Raw genomic sequence first — 18,906 nt, forward strand, 5'->3', positions numbered from 1 at the left:
AAACTTAATTTTAATAAAGTAATTTTATACGCTTAATATTTACTAATAATTTTATTTTTGAAAAAAAAGTAAGAAAGAGTAGAAAAAATCAAAAATATTGAGATAATAGTGTAAATATGAAACTTACTAAGCACTAAAGCAAGTGAAAAATAAAGCATAAAAAATATAAATAAAGCAGGATATAAAAACGATTTTTCATATCTTGAGCTAATTATACTAAAGGATAAAACATATTTAAAGGCACATAAAGGTAACAAACTTAAAATAGAGTAAATTATTAATTCTTTAGATTTTGATGGGTTTTTATAATCTTTCCAGTATTCTAATACATTTTGAATATCTGTATTTTGCTTACTTACTTGTGTATTAAAATCTAAATTAGCAATTTTATTTATATAAAGTGTATTTTGAAAGATATATTGAGTAACATCGTTTAGTTTTAAACTTATACTGTTATCTTGAGCTATTATTTTTGCTGATTTTGCAAAGATTATTTGCTCATCTTCTTCTTTGCTTTTTGCTTTATAGATTGTGATATCTTTGTAAATTCCGTTTTCTTCACTATTTGTTAGATAGATTAAATTACCAATTTTTTGTCCGTAGCCGTGTGTTTTAAGATTTATTTTAGAAAAGGCTTTTTTGTAATCTAAAAAATTATCGTACAAAGAAAAAGAAATAGGAATAAAAATTAAGGTTATTAATAACAAGATAAAGCTAACAATAAAGGATAAATAACAAAAGAATTTAGAAATAATTTTAGGCGAATAACCTAAAGAAAATAACATTATTAGCTCATTTTCCTTGCTTAAATTAAGGCAAGAAATTCCACAAGCAAGTAAAAAAGAAATAGGAAAGGTAAATAAAATTAATTTTACCCCCATTAAAGAATATAATTTAAATAAATCATATAAAGATAATTCAATATATGAAGTAAATTTTGTAATTTGAAACAAAATTATTATTGATGAAATTAAAAATAAAGTTATAAAAATTGACAAAAATGAAGCAGAAAAATGCTTAAATAAATATCTATAAACCATAAAAACCAAGCATCCATTCTGCTAAATTAGGAAAAATATAAATTAAGGCAAAAGCTATGCTTAAAAAAGGAATGAAAGGTAATTCAATATTATTTTTTCCACTAAGTTTTACTACAAAAAACACAGGCAAAGAAATAATAGCCGCTAAAAAAACAGCACAAAAACCATAAGAGATTTTATCTAATATACCCATAATAGCAATAATTTCAATATCTGCTTCGCCCATTACCTGAATACAGTCTTTTTCATCTTTTTTCATATTTATAAAGGCTTCTAGTATTGATTTTAGCAAATAAGCTGCTCCTGCAAAAAACAAGATTTGATTAAATGTTTGCAATGAAAAATTAGCAACAAAAAATAAAAGTAAGGTAAAAACTAAAAGAAGATGCGGTACAGCTAAATATTTAATATCTATTATGCAAAGTGCTAATAATAAAGCAAATGCAATAGCTAAAAGGCAGGTTTTTGCTAAAAAATAAAGATTAATTTCTTCAATATTTTTAAAGCAAAAAAAGAAAATTAAAGCGCAAATAAACTCAATAACAGGGTAAATAAAACTTATTTTTTCTTTACAAAATGCGCATTTTCCACCAAGCATAATCCAACCAAAAATAGGTACATTATGATAAAACTTAAGTTGATTTTTGCATTTTACACAAGCACTTGGCGGGTAAAAAATACTCATTTTATTAGGTAATCTATAAATTAATACATTCAAAAAAGAGCCAAAACAAGCTCCAACAATACAAGCTAGAATTTGAATAAATAAAATTATATCCATTAAACACCGCCAAAAGTTCTTTTTGTATTTAAAAAATCATTAATAATTTGTTCTAATTCTAAAGAAGAAAAATCAGGAAATAAGGTTTTTGTAAAATGAATTTGTGCATAAGCACATTGCCAAAGCATAAAATTTGAAATTCTTGTACAATCTCCCGTTCTAATTAATAAATCTACATCAGTGCTAATATCAAGATTTTTTGTGATATTTTCTTCATTAATTTGTAAATTTTTTTCTTGAATTTTTTTAAAGGTTCTTACTAGTTCATCTTTTGCACCGTAATTTATAGCAAGGTTAAAGTTAATTTTATTTTCATTTTTTGTATATTCGCTAAATTCTAAAATATTATTTTGTAGTTTTTGATTAAGTTTTGTAATATCTCCAAAAACTTTAAAGCATACGCCTTCGTTTTTAAATTTTTCTTTATATTTACTAAGATAATCATCAAATAAGGAAAATATAAAATCTACTTCATTTTTAGGTCTTTGCCAGTTTTCAGTGGAAAAGGCAAATAAGCTTAAATTTTTTACATTAAATTCTAAGCAGCATTTTAAAATATTTTCAACATTATTCGCTCCAGCCTTATGCCCAAAGCTTCTTATTAAACCTTGCTTTTTTGCCCATCTTCCATTGCCATCCATAATTATAGCAATGTGTTTTAATTCATTCATACCTTACCCTTAAACTCAAGTTTAAAAAAATCATCATTAAATTCTGTGAATTGAACATTAGTAAAATCGTTTAAAAAATATTCTTTCACTTTAAAAAAACTAGTTTGTAATAAATTTGTATCAAAAAAAAGGCTTAATTTAGCAAAAACATCATAATAAACAGCAAGACAATTACTTTTTTTTCTATATTCAATTAAAATCGCAGTTTCATTTAAAACGCAAGGTAAATATAAAATATCGTTAAAATAAGCAATTAGCATTAATTTATAACACTCATACTCAGCCTTGCTAGTGCAAGTTAGCAAGCTATTTATTAAAATATTTTTATAGTCTTTACTAAATGCAAGGTCTAAAAGCTTAAAACAATCTATGTTTAAATAAGCAAATTCTTTTACTTTTTGTAGATTTTTAAATAGGCTATCGTTGTAAATTTCAGCTATATAATATGTGTTTAATTCAAGTTTTAAGCTTGATTTTGTGCTTAATTCTTTTTTGTTAATTTGTAATTTATATCTATTAAATAATAGTTTTTCTTTTACATAAAATTTAATAGGTAAAATATCATTAAACATTACTTGCCGCCTTTAAAATCTCTTTTGCAATTATTGTCTTATCTGCCACTATTTTATTAGAAAAATTTTTACCATCATATAAATAAAATTCGCTTTCGTCGTTTCCAAAATAGACATTTTTTCCTAAAATATTTAAACAAAGCAATTTTAAGTTTTTATCAAAAAAGGCATTTTGTGCTTTATTAAATGCGATATTTTCATCGCTTTCAAGTTTAAAAGCTATTTTTTTACCTTTAAAATCATAATTTTTTACTAAATCAAAATTAGCCTTAATTTTAATATTTAATTCATCTTTAAATTCATTTCTATTTAATTTATGCTCTAATTTAATAGGCACAAAATCGCTAACTGCAGCAACCATAAATAAATAATCATAATTTTTATATTCTTGCATTAAATCCCAAAGCTCTTTTGAAGAAGAAAAATTAAGGCTTTTTATCCCATCAAAAGAAAAATTAAAAGAATTTAAAAATACAACATTAGCACCGTAAAAATAAGCTTGTTTTGCTAAAGCACTAGCCATTTTTCCACTTGAATAATTGCTAATACAACGCACTCCATCAATATCTTCTTTACAAGCTCCACCTGTAATTAAAATATTTTTATTTTCAAATTCTTTTATCTTAAATAATTCTTTTTTAGCTGCATTAAAAATACTTTCAACACTGGCTAAAGCCCCAACGCCAACATCTTTACAAGCAAGTTCTTTACAAACAGGATTAATAATAATTGCATTATTTTTTCTTAACTTTTCTAAGCTTTCTTGAGTAGAAAAATGCAAATACATATTTGTGTTTGCAGCTGGAGCAATTATTAATGGTTTGTTTGCTGCAATTAGGGTTTGAATGAATAAATTATCACAAATTCCATTAGCAAGTTTGTTTATGCTATTTACGCTAGCTGGTGCAAAAATGATTAAATCGCAATCTTTACTAAAGGCAATATGGTTTAAATTATTTTGCCAATTTTGATTATTTTCATATAAAACCTCTTCGCACAAAGCTTCAAAACTAATAGGATTTACAAAATCTAATAAGCCCTTACTAAGCAAGGCTTTAACCTTTATGCCTTCTTTTTTAAACATTGAAATTAATTCATAAGATTTATAAAAAGCTATACTAGCACTAATTGCGATTAAAACCTTCATATTTTTTCCTTAAAATTGTTTAAAATTACTAATTATTCTTGCATCTGCTCTTTGTAAAAATAAATCTTTTTCTTGCATTTTACTTGCATCTTTATTGCTAATTGTGCTTCCTGCTGCTATTAGTGTATTTTTTGCAATTTCAATTGGAGCAATTAGGTTTGAATTACTGCCTATAAAACAATCTTCATTAATAACGCTTAAATGCTTTTTAACCCCATCGTAATTACAAATTATAACTCCACAGCCAATATTTACACCGCTTTTTATAACGCAGTCTCCAAGATAGCTTAAATGTCCTGCTTTTACCTTTGTTAAATCAGCATTTTTGCATTCAACGAAATTTCCAATTTTACTTTCTTTAATATCACATTTTGGGCGTATTCTTGCAAGTGGTCCTATGCTTGAGTTTGTAACTATGCTATTTTCAATGCTTGTATTTTCATAAATTACACTTTTAATAATTTTATTTTTTCCTTTAAAAACACAATTTGGATAAATCTCACACTCATCAATAAATTCACTTTTATAACTTATAAAAATACTTTCTTTATTGTGCATAATAATTCCATCTTGTAATAATTTTTCTTTTATCATTTTTTGATGCAAGGCTTGAGCTTGTTCTAAATCTTTTTTAGAATTTATGCCTAAAAATTCATTTTCATCTTTTAACATACTTTTTACTAAAAAACCATCATCAATAGCAAATTTTATAATATCAGTTAAATAATATTCTTTTTGCGCATTGTCATTTTTTAATTTTGGTAGATAATTTTCTAAGATATCTTTTTTAAATTTATAAATTCCGCCATTGCAAAGACTTATATTTTTTTCTTCTTCATTTGCGTCTTTATTTTCAACTATTTTTACTATTTTTTCATCATTAATTACTACTTTTCCATATTCATTTTTTTCATATTTATTAAAAACACTCATTGCAATATCGCAATCAAGCGTACATAATTGTTTTAAAGAATCTAAGCTAACTAATGGCATATCAGCATTTAAAACCAAAACTTCATCATATAAAGCATGATAGTTTTTTAAAGCCCCGCCTGTACCACTAAATTGCATATTTTGAAGTACGATTTTAGTATTTTTAAATTCACTTAATATTTTTTCTTGTATTTTTTCAGCCTGATTAAAAAGCACTACGCTTACATCATCGCTTAGTTTAAAAGCATTTTCTAAAGAATAAAAAATCATCTCCCAATCGCTTATTTTATGAAGTGGTTTTGCTAAAGAACTTTTCATTCTAGTTCCAAATCCTGCTGCTAGTATAACTACGCTTGTCATTTTTATCCTTTTTTTGATATTTTTTTAATTAAATTATTATAAAATAAAGCTAATATTTATTAAAAAAATTCTTTAGGAAAAAAGTGAGAAAAATACTATTTTTATTAATTGCTACTATGATTTTTGCTGCGCCGCTTAGCGTTCCTACGCTTAATTTAAATCTAAGCGCTCCAAATTCAGCTAGCCAACTTGTAACTACTTTAAATGTTGTTATTGTGCTTACTATTTTAGCCCTTGCACCTAGTATTATTTTTGTATGCACTTCTTTTTTAAGGCTTGTTATTGTTTTTTCTTTTTTAAGACAGGCAATGGGTACTCAGGCTATGCCGCCTAATACAATTTTAATTTCTCTTGCTTTAGTACTTACTTTTTTTATTATGCAACCAGCTAGCAAGCAAGCTTATGATAATGCAATAAAGCCTTATATTGATGAAAAAATTTCTTATGAAGAAGCCTTTAATTTAGGTGTAAAGCCTTTTAAAGAATTTATGTTAAGAAACACAAGGCAAAAAGATTTAGCCTTGTTTTATAGATTAAAAAATTTAGAAAATCCTACAAGTGTTGAAGAAATAGAACTTACAACCTTGGTTCCTGCTTTTATGATAAGCGAATTAAAAACCGCATTTGAAATTGGCTTTTTATTATATTTGCCATTTTTAGTAATTGATATGGTAGTATCATCGGTTTTAATGGCAATGGGTATGATGATGTTACCGCCTGTTATGATTTCTTTACCATTTAAAATACTTATTTTTGTGTTGGTAGATGGTTGGAATTTATTAATTGGAAATTTAGTAAAAAGTTTTACATAGGAATAAATATGAAAAAAATATTATTTTATACATTGTTAAGTTTAAGTTTAAATGCTAGTGATTTAAAACAAATGTTAAATTCTTTAAAAGATAGCGAGAATATAAAGGCATTAGATTTAAATTTATTGGCAAAAAATGAAGCAAAAGATGAGGTTTTTTTAAGATATTTACCTAGCCTAGATTTAAATTTAAATGCTTTTAACACTAGTAAAGATAGATTATTAATTGAGCCAAAAAATAATTTAAGTGCTAGTTTTATTATAAATGCACTGTTATATGATGGAAAAAGAAGTGCAAATATTAAGCTTGCAGATAAAAATTATCAATTACAAAAAATAAAAACAGAAAAAGATAAAAACGAAGTAGCATTTAATTTAATTAAACTTTATTATACATACTTAACTCTTGAAAAAAATATAGAATATCAAGAAAAAAATATAGATTATTTAAATGCTGAATTAAATAGATTAAATTCTTTAAAAAACGCAGGTTTAAAAAGTTTTGATGAATTAGCTATTTTTACTGCAAATGTTAGTTTAAAAAAGGCACAGGTTTTAGAATATCAAACAAAAAAAGATGAGGTTTTAAGGATGATACATTTGCTAACTAACTCAACACTAATTCCAAGCGTAGATAGTAAAATTCAGCTTTTACAAGATACAAATAATTCTTTTGATGTGGCAATAAGTGATATTCAAAGCGAATTAGCCTTATTAAATAAAGAGCTAAAAAAGGCAAATTTTTACCCTAGTATTTATTTGCAAGACAATTTAACTTTTGCAAATTCAAAATACGATTATTCAACTTTTTCGCCATACGATAGCATTGCTAAAGCAAAAATTAAAGAAAAAACTGCTAAAAATACAATTTTATTAGGTGTAAAGTTTAATTTATTTTCATTTTTTGCAGACAAAAAAGCTTTAGAATCAGCAAAGGTGCAAAGTTTAGCAGCTAAATTAAAAAATAATTTTGATAAAAAACAAAATAAAACAAATATTGAAAATATAAAAGCACAAATAAATACAAGCAAAGCTTTAATTGATGCAAATCTTGAAAGAGTAAAAGCAAGCGAACTTGCCTTTGAATCTATTAGGCAAAAATATGAAGCAGGGCTTGTATCTTATGTAGAATACTTAAATGCTTTAGAATTAAACGAAGCTGCAAATGCTGCACTAACTTTAAGTGAAAATGATTTAGAAATAAAAAAAGCAAGTTTATTAAATGAAATAGGTGTTGTCTTAGATGAAAGGATAGTAAAATGAGAAAAATCTTATTAATATTAAGTTCTATTTATTTATTTGCAAATGAAATTTATGCTTCATTTGATGTTATCGCTGATAAAAGCTCAAAATTAGCTTTAAGTGCTGGTGGAGTTGTAAGTAAGATTTATGTAGATGTTGCAAGCAAGGTAAAAAAAGGCGATTTGTTATTGGAGCTTGATAGCGATATAGAAGAAATTGCATTAAAACAAGCAAAAAGCGAATATGAATTAGCAAAAATTGGTTTTGAGCATGCTAATAATACTTTAAATAGATATTTGCAAGTAAAAAATGTAATTGATGAGCAAAGCTTAGAAAGCATAAAGGCAAAACAAGAAGAATTTCAAACAAGATTAAATACCGCACAAATTAATATTTTAAGATACGAAACAATGATAAAAAAGAAAAAACTATATGCTCCATTTAGTGGGGTTATTAGTGCAAAATTAGTTGAAGTTGCTGAAGGTGTTGGTGGAGTTATGCAGCCGTTATTTGTGCTTGATTCTTATCCAAAAGTAAAACTTTTATTAAGTTTTGATGAAAAATATAAAGATTTAGTAAAAATAGGAGATAGTTTTTCTTATCAAGTAAATGATAAAAAAATGCAAGGTAAAATTAGTAAAATATATCCTAATATTGATGTGAAAACAAGAAAGGTTTATGCAGAAGTTGATGCACAAGATTTAAGCATTGGCTTATTTGGAGAAGGTTATATAAAGGTGGGTGAATAATGCTTAAAATTGCTATTAATAGACCAATAACAACCTTAATGTGCTTTATTTCAATGTTGCTTTTTGGTTGGATTTCTATTTTTACAATGCCTGTAAATTTATATCCTAGCGTTGATATTCCTTTAATTAAAATTACAACCTATGCTAACGCTGATTTAGAATATGTTGAATCTCAAATTACAAAAAAATTAGAAAACGCAGTTTCAAGTGTTAGTCAAATAGAAAGAATTAATTCAAAAAGTTTTAACAATCTTAGCATTATTGTAGTTCAATTTAAATTAGGCAAAGATTTAGAAGTAGCAGCAAATGATATTAGAGAAAAAATTAGTAAGGTCAAATTAGAATTTAGTCCTAGTGTTGAAAAGGTTTCATCTGATGCAGGGAGTATTTTAAATATTTTTTTACAAAATAAAACAAATAATATAAGTACTTTTATGCAAGAAGTTGATGATGATATAATCCCTGATTTTCAAAGAATTGATGGGGTTGGAGAAGTAAAAAGCATAGGATTTTTAAAAAATGATATAAAGATTGAGCTTGATATTGATTTATTAAATAAATACCATTTAGATGCCCTAGATGTAAGTAAATTAATAAAAATGCAAAATTTTAAAAGCTATTTAGGGGAATTTACAAATAACAAACAAGAAATTACTCTAAAAGGTTATTTTGATGCAAATACAATATCTGAATTAGAGCAAATTAGACTAGCTCCAGGCGTGTTTTTAAAAGATGTTGCACAAATTAGCGAAAGTATTATTAAAAAAGATTCAAGTGCTGTTTTTAACTCTAAAGAAGGAGTTTTGCTTGAGATTAAAAAAGTTCAAAATTATGATACTTTAAAGGCAATTAAAAATGTAGAAAATAAGCTAAATTCAATTAATAATAAATATAAAGATGTTGAATTTAATGTAGTTTATAATAAGGCAAATAATATCACAAAACATATTAAGCAGGTTGTTTTTGATATGATTTTGGGCGTTATTTTAACTGTTATTATAGTATTTTTATTTTTAAGAAATATTAGCGCAACAATAATTGCAAGTATTGCTATACCAACTTCAATTATTTCAAGCTTTTTTTTAATAGATTTATTTGGCTATGATTTAAATAGATTAACCTTAATTGCTCTTACTTTAGCAATAGGGATTTTTGTTGATGATGCTATTGTTGTAATTGAAAATATTAGTAAAAAAATTCATAGTGAAAAAAATCCGCTTTTAGCTTCGTATGCTGGTGCTAAAGAGATTATGTTTTCAGTTTTTAGTATTAGTATTGTTTTGCTTTGTGTGTTTATTCCAATTTCTTACATGAATAGTATTCCAGGTTTGTTTTTTAATACTCTTGGAATGAGTGTTGCTTTTGGGGTTATTATTTCATTTTTAGTATGTATATTTTTAATACCAACTATTAGTGCTAGATTTTTAAATACAAATGAAAGTACTTTTTATAAAAATACAGAGCCTTTTTTTGAAAAATTAGAAGATTCTTATGTAAAAATATTAGATTTTGTATTAAGAAAAAAAGCAATAAGTATTGTTTTTGTATTGATTTTATGTTTTGGTGGATTTTTACTTGCGCCTAAAGTTGGGCTTGATTTTTTACCTATGGAAGATGATAATGAAGTGCAAGTGCTGCTTGAATCACAAAAGGATTTATCGCTAAATCATATGCAAGAACGTTCTTTAAAGGTTTTAGAAGAAATTAAAAAGAATGAAAATGTAGAATTTGCTTACTTGCTAGTAGGATACGATGATGCAAAAGATAGAAAAAAAGCAAAAATTTATGTAAAGCTTAAAAAATTAGAAGATAGAAAAATAAGACAAAATGCCGTAGTAAAAGAGCTAAGACAAACTATAAAAGCACAAGATATGAAAATAAAAGTTTTAGAGCTACCTAAATTTGAGGGTGCTGGGGTTGATGAGCCTGTGCAGTTTGTTTTATTAGGCGATGATATTAAAGATTTAAAAGAAGCAAGTTTAAGAGCGCAAAAGGTTTTAAAAGAGCTTAATGGTGTTGTTGATGTTGGAGATGATGTTGATGCTTTAATGGATGTTTTAGCGATTAATATCAACAAAGAAAAGGCAAGAAAATTAAATGTTAATTTAGTATCTTTAGCGCAGGTTTTACAATCATCTTTTGCAAATGTAAAGGTTGGAAGTATTGATGCTAGTAAGAATTCTCAAGATATTTATTTAAGTTTAAGCGAAAAAACTAATGCGCAAGTCTTAGAAAAAATAAATATAAAAACTCTTGATAATAGTTTTATTACACTTGGTTCTATTGCTGATTTTACACTTATTAAAGATAATTCAAGCATAAATAGGCTTGATAGACAAAAATCAATAAAGGTTACAAGTGGTGTTGATAGACTTTCTTTAGATGCTGTTAAAAAGCATTTAGAATCAAATATTGATTATATTTTAGGCGATAAAGTAAGTTATACTTTTACAGGTTTTATAGATTTATTAAAACAAACAATTATTGGCTTTGGTGTTGTACTTGCATTGGCGTTTTTGCTTATTTATTTAGTTTTAGCAGCGCTTTATGAGAGTTTAATAGTGCCTTTAGTAATTATGCTTACAATGCCACTTGCATTCGCAGGAGCTTGTGTTGGGCTTTATTTAACTTCGCATCCTTTTTCATTATTTGTATTAATTGCATTAATTTTGCTTTTTGGTATGGTTAGTAAAAATGCAATTTTATTAATTGATGTTGCAAATAAATTATGTGATGAAGGAATGCCTTATGAACAAGCTTTAAAAATAGCAGGAAAAAGTAGAATTCGTGCTATTTTAATGACTACAATTGCTATGATTTTTGCTATGCTTCCACTTGCACTTAGCAAAGGTAGTGGCTATGAAGGAAATTCGCCTATGGCAATAGCTATTATTAGCGGTTTAATAAGCTCAACAATTTTAACATTATTTATAATACCAGCTATTTATGGTGCTGTTTATAAAATTGATAGAGCATTAAAAAGAATTTATAAAAGAGAGCTTATATAGCAATATTTTTTGCTATATAAATTCGCAAAAAGGATTGTATGAAAAAAGCTTTTACCCCGATTGAAGTAATTATAGGAATTATTATTTTAGGCATAATTTCAGTTGTTGCTGTGCCTGCTAAAATGATGGAAATATTATTTGCAGTTATTATTTTAGGTATGCTTGCTGCAGTATCAATTCCAAGGTTAAATAAAACAAGAGAAGATGCTATTTTAACTAAGGCTAGTGCTAATATTAAAACCTTAGTTCAAGATGTACAGTCTTATCATAATTTGCATAATGATGATAAAGTAGATATTACAAAAATGAGCAATGTAGGTCTTCGCAAAGAAAATAATATTTATTATTTTGATGTTGAAAAAGAAGATTCTTGCTTAAGCGTTGAACAAAAAGAAGAAAGCTTAAAAATAAAAGCAAAAAAAGTTGATGGAAAAAAAGATAAATTATGCAAAGAATTTTTACAAAGTCAAAATGCCAAAGCCATTTTAGGAGATTTGCTTTGTGAGGATACTTGCAAAGAAGAAAAGAGTGTAGAAATAAACACAAGTGCAAATAAAATAACTTGGTAAAAGCCCTAAAATAAAACAGGGCTTGATAGTTTTAATAAAATGTAAGCTTTTTTAGTTGCCACTCTTCCTTTTGCACTCTTTTCAATATAATTATTTGCTAATAAATAAGGTTCAATCACATCTTCAATAGTTCTTTCATCTTCACTTAAAGTTGCTGCAAGAGTGTTTAAACCAACAGCCTTTTTAGCCTTGCATAAAAAATCAAGATATTTTAAATCAATCTCATCAAGCCCTAATTCATTTACGCCTAAAGCAATTAAAGACTCGTGAGCCCTTTTTTTTGTAATTATTTCTTCATTATTTACAAGAGCAAAATCTCTTACTCTTTTTAATAATCTTAAAGCTATTCTAGGAGTGCTTCTACTTCTTTTTGCAATCTCTAAAGCAGCATCTTCATTACATTTAATATTTAATTTTATAGCAGCTTTATAAATTATTAAAGCAAGTTCTTCGTCTTTATAAAATTCTAAGCGAAAATTAATTCCAAATCTATCTCTTAAAGGCGTTGAAATCCCACCACTTTTAGTTGTTGCTGCTATTAAAGTAAAGCGATTTAAATCAATTTTTACTGTTTGAGCAGCTGGCCCACTACCAATAATAATATCAAGGCGAAAATCTTCCATCGCAGGATACAAAACTTCTTCAATAGCAGGGCTTAGACGGTGAATTTCATCAATAAATAAAATATCCCCTTGCTCAAGATTAGTTAAAATTGCAGCTAAATCCCCACTTTTTTCAATCATTGGTGCTGCAGTTGTTTTTATATTTACGCCCATTTCACTCGCAATAATATTTGCTAAGGTAGTTTTACCAAGCCCAGCAGGTCCAAAAAACAAACAATGATCTAAACTTTCATTCCTTAATTTTGCAGCTTTAATAAAAACTTTTAGATTTTCTTTTATTTTTTCTTGACCTATGTAATCATCAAAATTTAATGGTCTTAAGCCTTGTTCGTAATTTTCATCAGGCTTAAATTGTTCTATTTCTACTAATCTTTGCATTTAAAAACCCTTAATATTTGTAAAACTTTTTTATAATCTTAGATAAAATAAAAAAACGAGTGAGAAATGGACAAAAAATTAGGACTTTTAGAAAAATTAGAATTAGAATTTGAATTTGACTTAGTTGATGATTTTATGACACATTTTGGAATATTTTGTGATGGGCTTGAACCTTTAATTGTATCTTTGCTAAATAAAGATAAATATAAAGAAAATGTAGCTGAATTATTTAGAATGTTTCACAGTATGAAAAGTGCTAGTGGCTTTTTAAAAATTTCTCAATTTGTAAATATTTGTTCAATTGTAGAAGATGTGCTAGATGAAGCTAGGGAATTAAACGGACCTGCTAGTGATGAACTTGTTGATTGGCTGCTTGTAATTTGCGATGAATTTTTTAAATATAAAAGAGACTTTGACAATAACAATTATTATTTAAGTGCTTTAAATACTAAGATAATTCAAGTGCCAATGAGGATTACAAAAGACGATGAATAGTAAATATTTTGTTATTGTACTAATTTGTGCTGTATTTTTTTCTTTAATTTATTTATTTAAACCTTTTTTATTAGTAATTGCGATTGCTATTTTAATGAGTGTTGCAACTGCAAATATCCATAATGCAATTTATTTAAAAATAAAAAGAAAATACTTTACACCTTTTATAATGACAGGGCTTATTTTAATGTTATTTTTTGCACCTTTAGTTTATGCAGGATTTTCTTTTGCAAACGAGTTAAAACAACTTGATATTAATACCTTACAAGCAGGTTTAATGAAGATAAAAAATATGGAATTTAATCTTCCTAATAATTTAAGTTTTATTGAGCCAAAAATAAAAGAATTTTTAAATGAAATTGATATTAACCATTTAGGAAAAGATGTTTTAAATTATGCTTCAAATTTTACAAAAAGCGGGGCAAAATTTATAATTGATTTGATTTTAATTACAATTTTTTACTTTTTTGCAAATTATTATGGCTTAGAATTACTTAATTATTTTCGCAGTTTAATGCCAATTCAAAAAGATGAAGTTGAAAATGTATTAAAAGAAGTCTCAAATGTAATGAGCGTTGTATTTTATTCAGTGATTTTTAATGCAGTTTTTCAAGGAATTTTATTTGGTTGCTTTGTAAGTTTTTATAATTATGATGGTTTATTAATGGGAATTTTATATGCTATTTCTTCATTAATTCCTATTATCGGCGGTGCTTTGCTTTGGTTGCCTGTATCTTTGCTTGAATATTCACAAGGTAATACAACAAATGCTATTGTTATTGCTTTATACACAATAATAATAATCTCAGGTATAGCAGATACTTTAATAAAGCCTTTTATTATAAAATGGATAAATGAAAAATTCTTAAAAACATCAGTAAAAATAAATGAATTATTAATTTTCTTTGCGATGATTGCAGGAATTTCTACTTTTGGATTTTGGGGAGTTATTCTTGGTCCTGCTATTTTGGCTTTATTTTTATCAGTTGTAAAGCTTTATTTACTAATAATTGAACGAGAAGTAAATACAAAAAATAGTTAAAAATATTTATCTTTTATAACTAAAATTGTTCTCATAAAGGATTAGATATGATAAAAATTATTTCAGATATAAAAATTAGTATTGTTTTGTTTTTACTATTTGCCTGTGCTAGTGCTATTGCTACTTTTATTGAAAGCAAATACACAACTCCTAGCGCTTGGGCTTTAGTTTATGGTACTTGGTGGTTTGGTTTAATTCAGTTGTTATTGGGCATAAACTTATTTTTTGCAATTTTTAGATACAAAATGTATGAAAAATTACCTTTATTTTTGTTTCATATAAGTTTTTTATTTATTTTGCTTGGCTCTATTCTTACTAGGTATTACGGCTTTGAAGGAATGCTACATTTAAGACAAAATGATACAAGCAATATAATAACTTCTCAGCAAGCACACTTTATATTAAGTGCTAAAAAAGATGATAAAATTTATAGTAATGATATTTCAAAATACATTAGTTTAGTTGGTTCAAATTCTGTTGATTTAGAGCTTAAAATTGATGAAAAAATAGCTAAATTACATTTAGATAAAATAATTTTAAATGCAAAGGCAAAATATGTTGAAAGCCCTAATGGCAAAGCACTTGTTTATTTAAATATCTCAAGCAATGATTACTCAAGCGCCCTTGCTTTAGAAAAAGGAGATTTTAGAATTTTAGGCAAAAGTGTGCTTAGCAATGATAAAGATATTAATATGAACGGGGTTGATATTTTAAATTTTAAAGATGGTGGATATATTTCAAATACCAAAACATCGGTTTTTGATACCATTACAAAAAGTACAAAAAATATAGAAAAAAATACTTTTTATAAGCTAGAAAATCCAAGCGTTATTACTTACAAAGATTATAAAATCGGTTTTATTAAAGAGTATAAAAGTGCAATTAAAACTTATGAGCAAGGCGATGATAAAAATTATCCAAATGCTTATGAATTTACTCTAAGTTATGATAATGAAAGTACGAAGTTGTATTTGTTTGAAAACGAAAGTGAGATTGTAAAATTAGCAAATCAAAGCTTTTCTTTAGCATATACTCCAAAAGCTTATGAACTACCTTTTTCTTTTACCTTAGATAAATTTGAGCTTGAAAGATACGAAGCATCAAATAGTGCAAAATCTTATGCTAGTTTTGTAAAATTAAATGATGAAAACGAAAGTAAAGAATATAAAATTTTTATGAATAATGTTTTAGACTACAAAGGTTATAGATTTTATCAAAGCTCTTATGATACAGATGAAAAAGGCACATATTTAAGCGTAAATAAAGACCCAGGTAAATTTCCAACATATATTGGTTATTTTTTACTAGGCTTAGGCTTATTTTTAAATATTTTTCATAAAAAATCTCGTTTTATGCAACTTAGAGCAAAATTAATAAAGCTTACATCTTTAGTATTGCTTTTATCTTGTATTAATTTACACTCAAATACTCTTGAAAATCAAATTCAACAAGCAGCAGCAAAGCTTGATAAGGTAAGCTTAGAAGAACACGCTAAAAATCTTTCAACTTTAGCTGTTAGAAAAGAAAACTCAAGGGTAGCTCCATTTGGAACTATGGCTTTAGAGCTTTTAGAAAAAATTCACAAAAGTACAAGTTATAAAAATCAAGATGCAAGTACAACTTTAATAAAAATTATGGGAGATTTTGATAATTTTATAAATGAGAAATTTATTTATTTAAAAGATAAAGATATAAGAAAAATGCTTGGCTTAGAAGATGGTAAATACGCATCTTTTGCTGATTTTTTTAAGGATAGAAAATATGCTTTAAAAGATGAAGTTGATAGAGCTTCAAGGTTAAATCCAAACAAAAGAGGTACATTAGAAAAAGAATTATTAAAAGTAGATGAAAGATTAAATATTTTATATTACGCATCGCTTGGTGGATACTTAACTGCTTTTTTTGATGAAAATAATGCTAAAAATTTATTAGACACAGATGATGTAAAGGCAAAAGCGTATTATGCAGCATTAGTTCAGGCAAATAAAGATGGTAATTATGCTTTAGCTGATAAAATTTTAAAGGAAATTAAACTTTCTCAAAGTAAAAAATATGATGAAAATAAATTTTTATTAGAAATTGAGTTTGATAAGATAGCTCCTTTTACAAAATTAATTCCTTTTTATCTTCTTTGTGGTTTAGCCTTATTATTATTAATTTTTACAAAAATAATAAGAACAAAAGAAATAAACTTAAAGCCAGCATTTAAAACAGTTTATTATTTAAATGTACTTGCTTTTATAATACATACAATATCTTTAGCAATTCGTGGATATATAAGCAATCACGCTCCTTGGTCAAATTCTTATGAAAGTTTGCTTTATATTGCTTGGGCTTTATCTTTAAGTGGAATAATTTTTTCAAAAAGAAGTCCAATATCTTTAAGTTTAACTTCTATTCTTGCTGCTATTGTGCTTTTTGTAGCTCAGCTTAGTTCAATTGACCCGCAAATAGGCAATCTTGCTCCTGTTTTACAAAGTTATTGGCTAACAATACATGTTAGTGTAATTACTGCAAGTTATGGATTTTTAGGGCTTTGTGCCTTACTTGGTTGTTTTGTTTTAATTTTATTTTGTATGTTTGCTAAAGATGAAAAATATAATGAAAAATTAGCAAAAAATATTCAAGAAGCAACTATGATTAATGAAATGGCTATGATTTTAGGCTTATCTTTACTTACTTTAGGAAACTTTTTAGGTGGGGTTTGGGCTAATGAAAGCTGGGGAAGATACTGGGGCTGGGATAGCAAAGAAACTTGGGCTTTAGTATCAATTTTAGTTTATGCAGCCGTAATTCATACAAGATTGGTAAAAGGTATAAATAATCAGTTTTATTTTGCTATTTTTTCAATGTTTGCATATTTAAGCATTGTAATGACTTATTTTGGGGTAAATTATTTTTTAACAGGAATGCACTCTTATGCAGCAGGCAATGCAGCTAGTGTGCCTTTATATGCTTATATTATTGTTGCAATTATGATAGTTTTAAGTATAATTGCAGCAAAAAATAAATCAAAGGCGAAATTATTATGAACCCAATAGTTTTATTATCAATTCTTGCTGCAATTATTGTTGCTTTAATTATTTTTGTAATTTTATTAAAAAGCTTTAAAAGTAATAAAAAAGTTGTTAATACTGAAAAAAAACAAAGCACTATAGCTGATTTAATAAAAGAAGTAAAAGAATGTACAAGCACAAATGAATTAAACAAAATTGTGCTTTACTTTTTGCAAAATTACAGCTTTAGTGCAAAGACTTCAAAGACAATTAACGATGATGCAAAATTAATGCTTGAATTTTTATCAAGCGTATGTGCAAATAATAATTCTGATGCAAAGATGATTTCTTTTTTAAGCACAGAGCTTAGCAAAAAAAATCCAAGTTATGCAAAAGAGATTGATATATATGAAAAAATGGGAATTGCAAAGCGTAAATTTCAATGAATAAATTATATTTTAGATATTTAGCGTCGCTTTATTTAAAGGATTTTTTAATTTTATTATTTGCAATGGTTTTAATGTTTGCTTTTATTGATATTTTAGTAAATCATTCAAAGCTAAATTTTAATTCCAATTTATTTTTACTTTATTTTTTATTTACTTGTTTTAGTGCCATTGCTTATGTTTTACCAATTTGTCAAATTCTTGCTTTTATTTGGATGAAAATAAGCCTTATTAAAAATAATGAACTAATAGCGCTTTATTCTTTAGGGCTTAGTAAAAATCAAATTCTTTTTGCTGCTTTTTTACTTTCTTTTTTTATTAGTCTTATTTCAATATGTGCTAATTTTACTTCTTTTGCTTATGCAGAAAGTTATAAAAATAACATTTTAAAAAATTCTTATGTAGAAAGTAAAAGAGATGATATTTTTTTTAAATATAAAGAGGATTTTTTTTATATTCAAAGATATGAAAATAATCAAATTTTTAATGTAAAAATATTTTCTATGAAAGATGAAAAAATAAAAAAAATAATAAAAGCTCAAAGTGCAGAATTTAAAAATAAAGAATGGAATTTTAAAAATGTAAATGTTATTGAATTTTTAGATGATGCACAGTTAGGAAAACAAGCAATTAAAACAAATAATTATTATGAAAAAATAACCTTAGATAATTTTACTCCAAGCATTTTACAAAATTTTGGAACTTCTAATATATCGTTAAAAGATGCCTATTTTTATTTAAAAAATATAAATAAACAATCAAGTGTAATAAGAGCTAATATTTATAAATTAAGTATATTTTTATTATATGCACCATTTTTAAGTATTATTTTATTTTATTATCTTCCAAGTTTAGCAAGATATGAAGATTTAAGCATAAAAGGTCTTGTTTTAACCTGTGCTAGTTTGCTTATTTATGGTGGATTTTTTTTGTTATTAAGATTAGCAACAAATGATTCTTTAAATCCTGAAATTGCTATCTTAATGCCAGTTATGTTTATTATTGTATATTCGTTAATATTATTTATTAAAAATAAGTGAGTT

At 25.9% G+C, this 18,906-nt stretch carries 17 protein-coding genes; 10 read left to right on the forward strand and 7 right to left on the reverse strand.

Translation table 11 applies throughout. The features are described 5' to 3' along the window. Positions 1-32: 32 nt before the first annotated feature. The 6 genes from CCANL266_RS00955 to glmU are packed head-to-tail and all read right to left on the reverse strand — an operon-like array spanning position 33 to position 5,504. The gene (locus tag CCANL266_RS00955; RefSeq protein ID WP_172230117.1) at positions 33-1,040 is read right to left on the reverse strand and encodes an LptF/LptG family permease; all 1,008 of its coding nucleotides are present in this window, start codon (positions 1,038-1,040) and stop codon (positions 33-35) included. Continuing rightward, on the reverse strand, positions 1,030-1,821 hold the full coding sequence (locus tag CCANL266_RS00960; protein ID WP_172230120.1) for a prepilin peptidase: 792 nt from the start codon (positions 1,819-1,821) through the stop codon (positions 1,030-1,032). The genes CCANL266_RS00955 and CCANL266_RS00960 overlap by 11 nt, the downstream gene beginning before the upstream one ends. After that, positions 1,821-2,492 (reverse strand): polyprenyl diphosphate synthase, encoded by a 672-nt coding sequence (gene uppS, locus CCANL266_RS00965; RefSeq protein WP_172230123.1) that lies wholly within the window; start codon positions 2,490-2,492, stop codon positions 1,821-1,823. Before uppS ends, CCANL266_RS00960 begins: the two co-directional genes overlap by 1 nt. Then, positions 2,489-3,064 (reverse strand): hypothetical protein, encoded by a 576-nt coding sequence (locus CCANL266_RS00970; protein WP_172230126.1) that lies wholly within the window; start codon positions 3,062-3,064, stop codon positions 2,489-2,491. Before CCANL266_RS00970 ends, uppS begins: the two co-directional genes overlap by 4 nt. Then, positions 3,057-4,211 (reverse strand): bifunctional phosphopantothenoylcysteine decarboxylase/phosphopantothenate--cysteine ligase CoaBC, encoded by a 1,155-nt coding sequence (coaBC, locus tag CCANL266_RS00975; protein WP_172230129.1) that lies wholly within the window; start codon positions 4,209-4,211, stop codon positions 3,057-3,059. The genes CCANL266_RS00970 and coaBC overlap by 8 nt, the downstream gene beginning before the upstream one ends. 9 nt (positions 4,212-4,220) lie before the next feature. After that, positions 4,221-5,504 (reverse strand): bifunctional UDP-N-acetylglucosamine diphosphorylase/glucosamine-1-phosphate N-acetyltransferase GlmU, encoded by a 1,284-nt coding sequence (glmU, locus tag CCANL266_RS00980; RefSeq protein WP_172230131.1) that lies wholly within the window; start codon positions 5,502-5,504, stop codon positions 4,221-4,223. Between the two features lie 83 nt (positions 5,505-5,587). Here glmU and fliP point away from each other — a divergent pair, with 83 nt between their 5' ends. From fliP to CCANL266_RS01005, 5 genes are read left to right on the forward strand one after another with little or no spacing between them, the layout of a single operon-like run. After that, entirely contained in the window at positions 5,588-6,316 is a 729-nt protein-coding gene (gene fliP / locus CCANL266_RS00985) for a flagellar type III secretion system pore protein FliP (RefSeq protein WP_396021581.1), read from the forward strand. Between the two features lie 8 nt (positions 6,317-6,324). Next, positions 6,325-7,578, forward strand: a complete 1,254-nt coding sequence (locus CCANL266_RS00990; protein WP_172230134.1) for a TolC family protein — start codon at positions 6,325-6,327, stop codon at positions 7,576-7,578. Beyond that, positions 7,575-8,306: an efflux RND transporter periplasmic adaptor subunit gene (locus CCANL266_RS00995; RefSeq protein WP_172230137.1), complete on the forward strand. Its 732-nt coding sequence runs from the start codon at positions 7,575-7,577 to the stop codon at positions 8,304-8,306. Before CCANL266_RS00990 ends, CCANL266_RS00995 begins: the two co-directional genes overlap by 4 nt. Then, positions 8,306-11,314, forward strand: a complete 3,009-nt coding sequence (locus CCANL266_RS01000; protein WP_172230140.1) for an efflux RND transporter permease subunit — start codon at positions 8,306-8,308, stop codon at positions 11,312-11,314. The genes CCANL266_RS00995 and CCANL266_RS01000 overlap by 1 nt, the downstream gene beginning before the upstream one ends. Positions 11,315-11,352: 38 nt before the next feature. Then, the gene (locus tag CCANL266_RS01005; RefSeq protein WP_172230143.1) at positions 11,353-11,883 is read left to right on the forward strand and encodes a type II secretion system protein; all 531 of its coding nucleotides are present in this window, start codon (positions 11,353-11,355) and stop codon (positions 11,881-11,883) included. A 5-nt stretch (positions 11,884-11,888) separates the two neighbouring features. Here CCANL266_RS01005 and ruvB read toward each other — a convergent pair whose 3' ends face one another. Continuing rightward, entirely contained in the window at positions 11,889-12,884 is a 996-nt protein-coding gene (gene ruvB, locus CCANL266_RS01010) for a Holliday junction branch migration DNA helicase RuvB (RefSeq protein ID WP_172230146.1), read from the reverse strand. A gap of 66 nt (positions 12,885-12,950) precedes the next feature. On the opposite strand from ruvB, the gene CCANL266_RS01015 reads away from it, so the two are divergent. The 5 genes from CCANL266_RS01015 to CCANL266_RS01035 are packed head-to-tail and all read left to right on the forward strand — an operon-like array spanning position 12,951 to position 18,903. Continuing rightward, complete coding sequence (locus tag CCANL266_RS01015) at positions 12,951-13,379, forward strand: Hpt domain-containing protein (RefSeq protein ID WP_172230149.1); 429 nt, start codon at positions 12,951-12,953, stop codon at positions 13,377-13,379. Next, entirely contained in the window at positions 13,372-14,421 is a 1,050-nt protein-coding gene (locus CCANL266_RS01020) for an AI-2E family transporter (RefSeq protein ID WP_172230152.1), read from the forward strand. The genes CCANL266_RS01015 and CCANL266_RS01020 overlap by 8 nt, the downstream gene beginning before the upstream one ends. Positions 14,422-14,468: 47 nt before the next feature. Continuing rightward, entirely contained in the window at positions 14,469-17,453 is a 2,985-nt protein-coding gene (locus CCANL266_RS01025; RefSeq protein ID WP_172230155.1) for a cytochrome c biogenesis protein CcsA, read from the forward strand. Further along, complete coding sequence (locus CCANL266_RS01030; RefSeq protein WP_172230158.1) at positions 17,450-17,863, forward strand: hypothetical protein; 414 nt, start codon at positions 17,450-17,452, stop codon at positions 17,861-17,863. The genes CCANL266_RS01025 and CCANL266_RS01030 overlap by 4 nt, the downstream gene beginning before the upstream one ends. After that, a complete protein-coding gene (locus CCANL266_RS01035) occupies positions 17,860-18,903 on the forward strand; it encodes an LptF/LptG family permease (protein WP_172230161.1) in 1,044 nt (347 codons plus the stop codon). The genes CCANL266_RS01030 and CCANL266_RS01035 overlap by 4 nt, the downstream gene beginning before the upstream one ends. Positions 18,904-18,906: the final 3 nt, after the last annotated feature.

The organism is Campylobacter canadensis (assembly GCF_013177655.1).
Lineage (GTDB): Bacteria > Campylobacterota > Campylobacteria > Campylobacterales > Campylobacteraceae > Campylobacter_E > Campylobacter_E canadensis.

What these genes read in the sequence shown, in the direction of transcription:
- CCANL266_RS01025 (WP_172230155.1), top strand. Translation starts at nt 14,469, where the DNA reads ATGATAAAAATTATTTCAGATATAAAAATTAGTATTGTTTTGTTTTTA.
- CCANL266_RS00970 (WP_172230126.1), bottom strand. Translation starts at nt 3,064, where the DNA reads ATGTTTAATGATATTTTACCTATTAAATTTTATGTAAAAGAAAAACTA.
- ruvB (WP_172230146.1), bottom strand. Translation starts at nt 12,884, where the DNA reads ATGCAAAGATTAGTAGAAATAGAACAATTTAAGCCTGATGAAAATTAC.
- CCANL266_RS01000 (WP_172230140.1), top strand. Translation starts at nt 8,306, where the DNA reads ATGCTTAAAATTGCTATTAATAGACCAATAACAACCTTAATGTGCTTT.
- CCANL266_RS01020 (WP_172230152.1), top strand. Translation starts at nt 13,372, where the DNA reads ATGAATAGTAAATATTTTGTTATTGTACTAATTTGTGCTGTATTTTTT.
- CCANL266_RS00955 (WP_172230117.1), bottom strand. Translation starts at nt 1,040, where the DNA reads ATGGTTTATAGATATTTATTTAAGCATTTTTCTGCTTCATTTTTGTCA.
- CCANL266_RS01030 (WP_172230158.1), top strand. Translation starts at nt 17,450, where the DNA reads ATGAACCCAATAGTTTTATTATCAATTCTTGCTGCAATTATTGTTGCT.
- CCANL266_RS01005 (WP_172230143.1), top strand. Translation starts at nt 11,353, where the DNA reads ATGAAAAAAGCTTTTACCCCGATTGAAGTAATTATAGGAATTATTATT.
- CCANL266_RS00960 (WP_172230120.1), bottom strand. Translation starts at nt 1,821, where the DNA reads ATGGATATAATTTTATTTATTCAAATTCTAGCTTGTATTGTTGGAGCT.
- CCANL266_RS01015 (WP_172230149.1), top strand. Translation starts at nt 12,951, where the DNA reads ATGGACAAAAAATTAGGACTTTTAGAAAAATTAGAATTAGAATTTGAA.
- coaBC (WP_172230129.1), bottom strand. Translation starts at nt 4,211, where the DNA reads ATGAAGGTTTTAATCGCAATTAGTGCTAGTATAGCTTTTTATAAATCT.
- uppS (WP_172230123.1), bottom strand. Translation starts at nt 2,492, where the DNA reads ATGAATGAATTAAAACACATTGCTATAATTATGGATGGCAATGGAAGA.
- CCANL266_RS00990 (WP_172230134.1), top strand. Translation starts at nt 6,325, where the DNA reads ATGAAAAAAATATTATTTTATACATTGTTAAGTTTAAGTTTAAATGCT.
- glmU (WP_172230131.1), bottom strand. Translation starts at nt 5,504, where the DNA reads ATGACAAGCGTAGTTATACTAGCAGCAGGATTTGGAACTAGAATGAAA.
- CCANL266_RS01035 (WP_172230161.1), top strand. Translation starts at nt 17,860, where the DNA reads ATGAATAAATTATATTTTAGATATTTAGCGTCGCTTTATTTAAAGGAT.
- CCANL266_RS00995 (WP_172230137.1), top strand. Translation starts at nt 7,575, where the DNA reads ATGAGAAAAATCTTATTAATATTAAGTTCTATTTATTTATTTGCAAAT.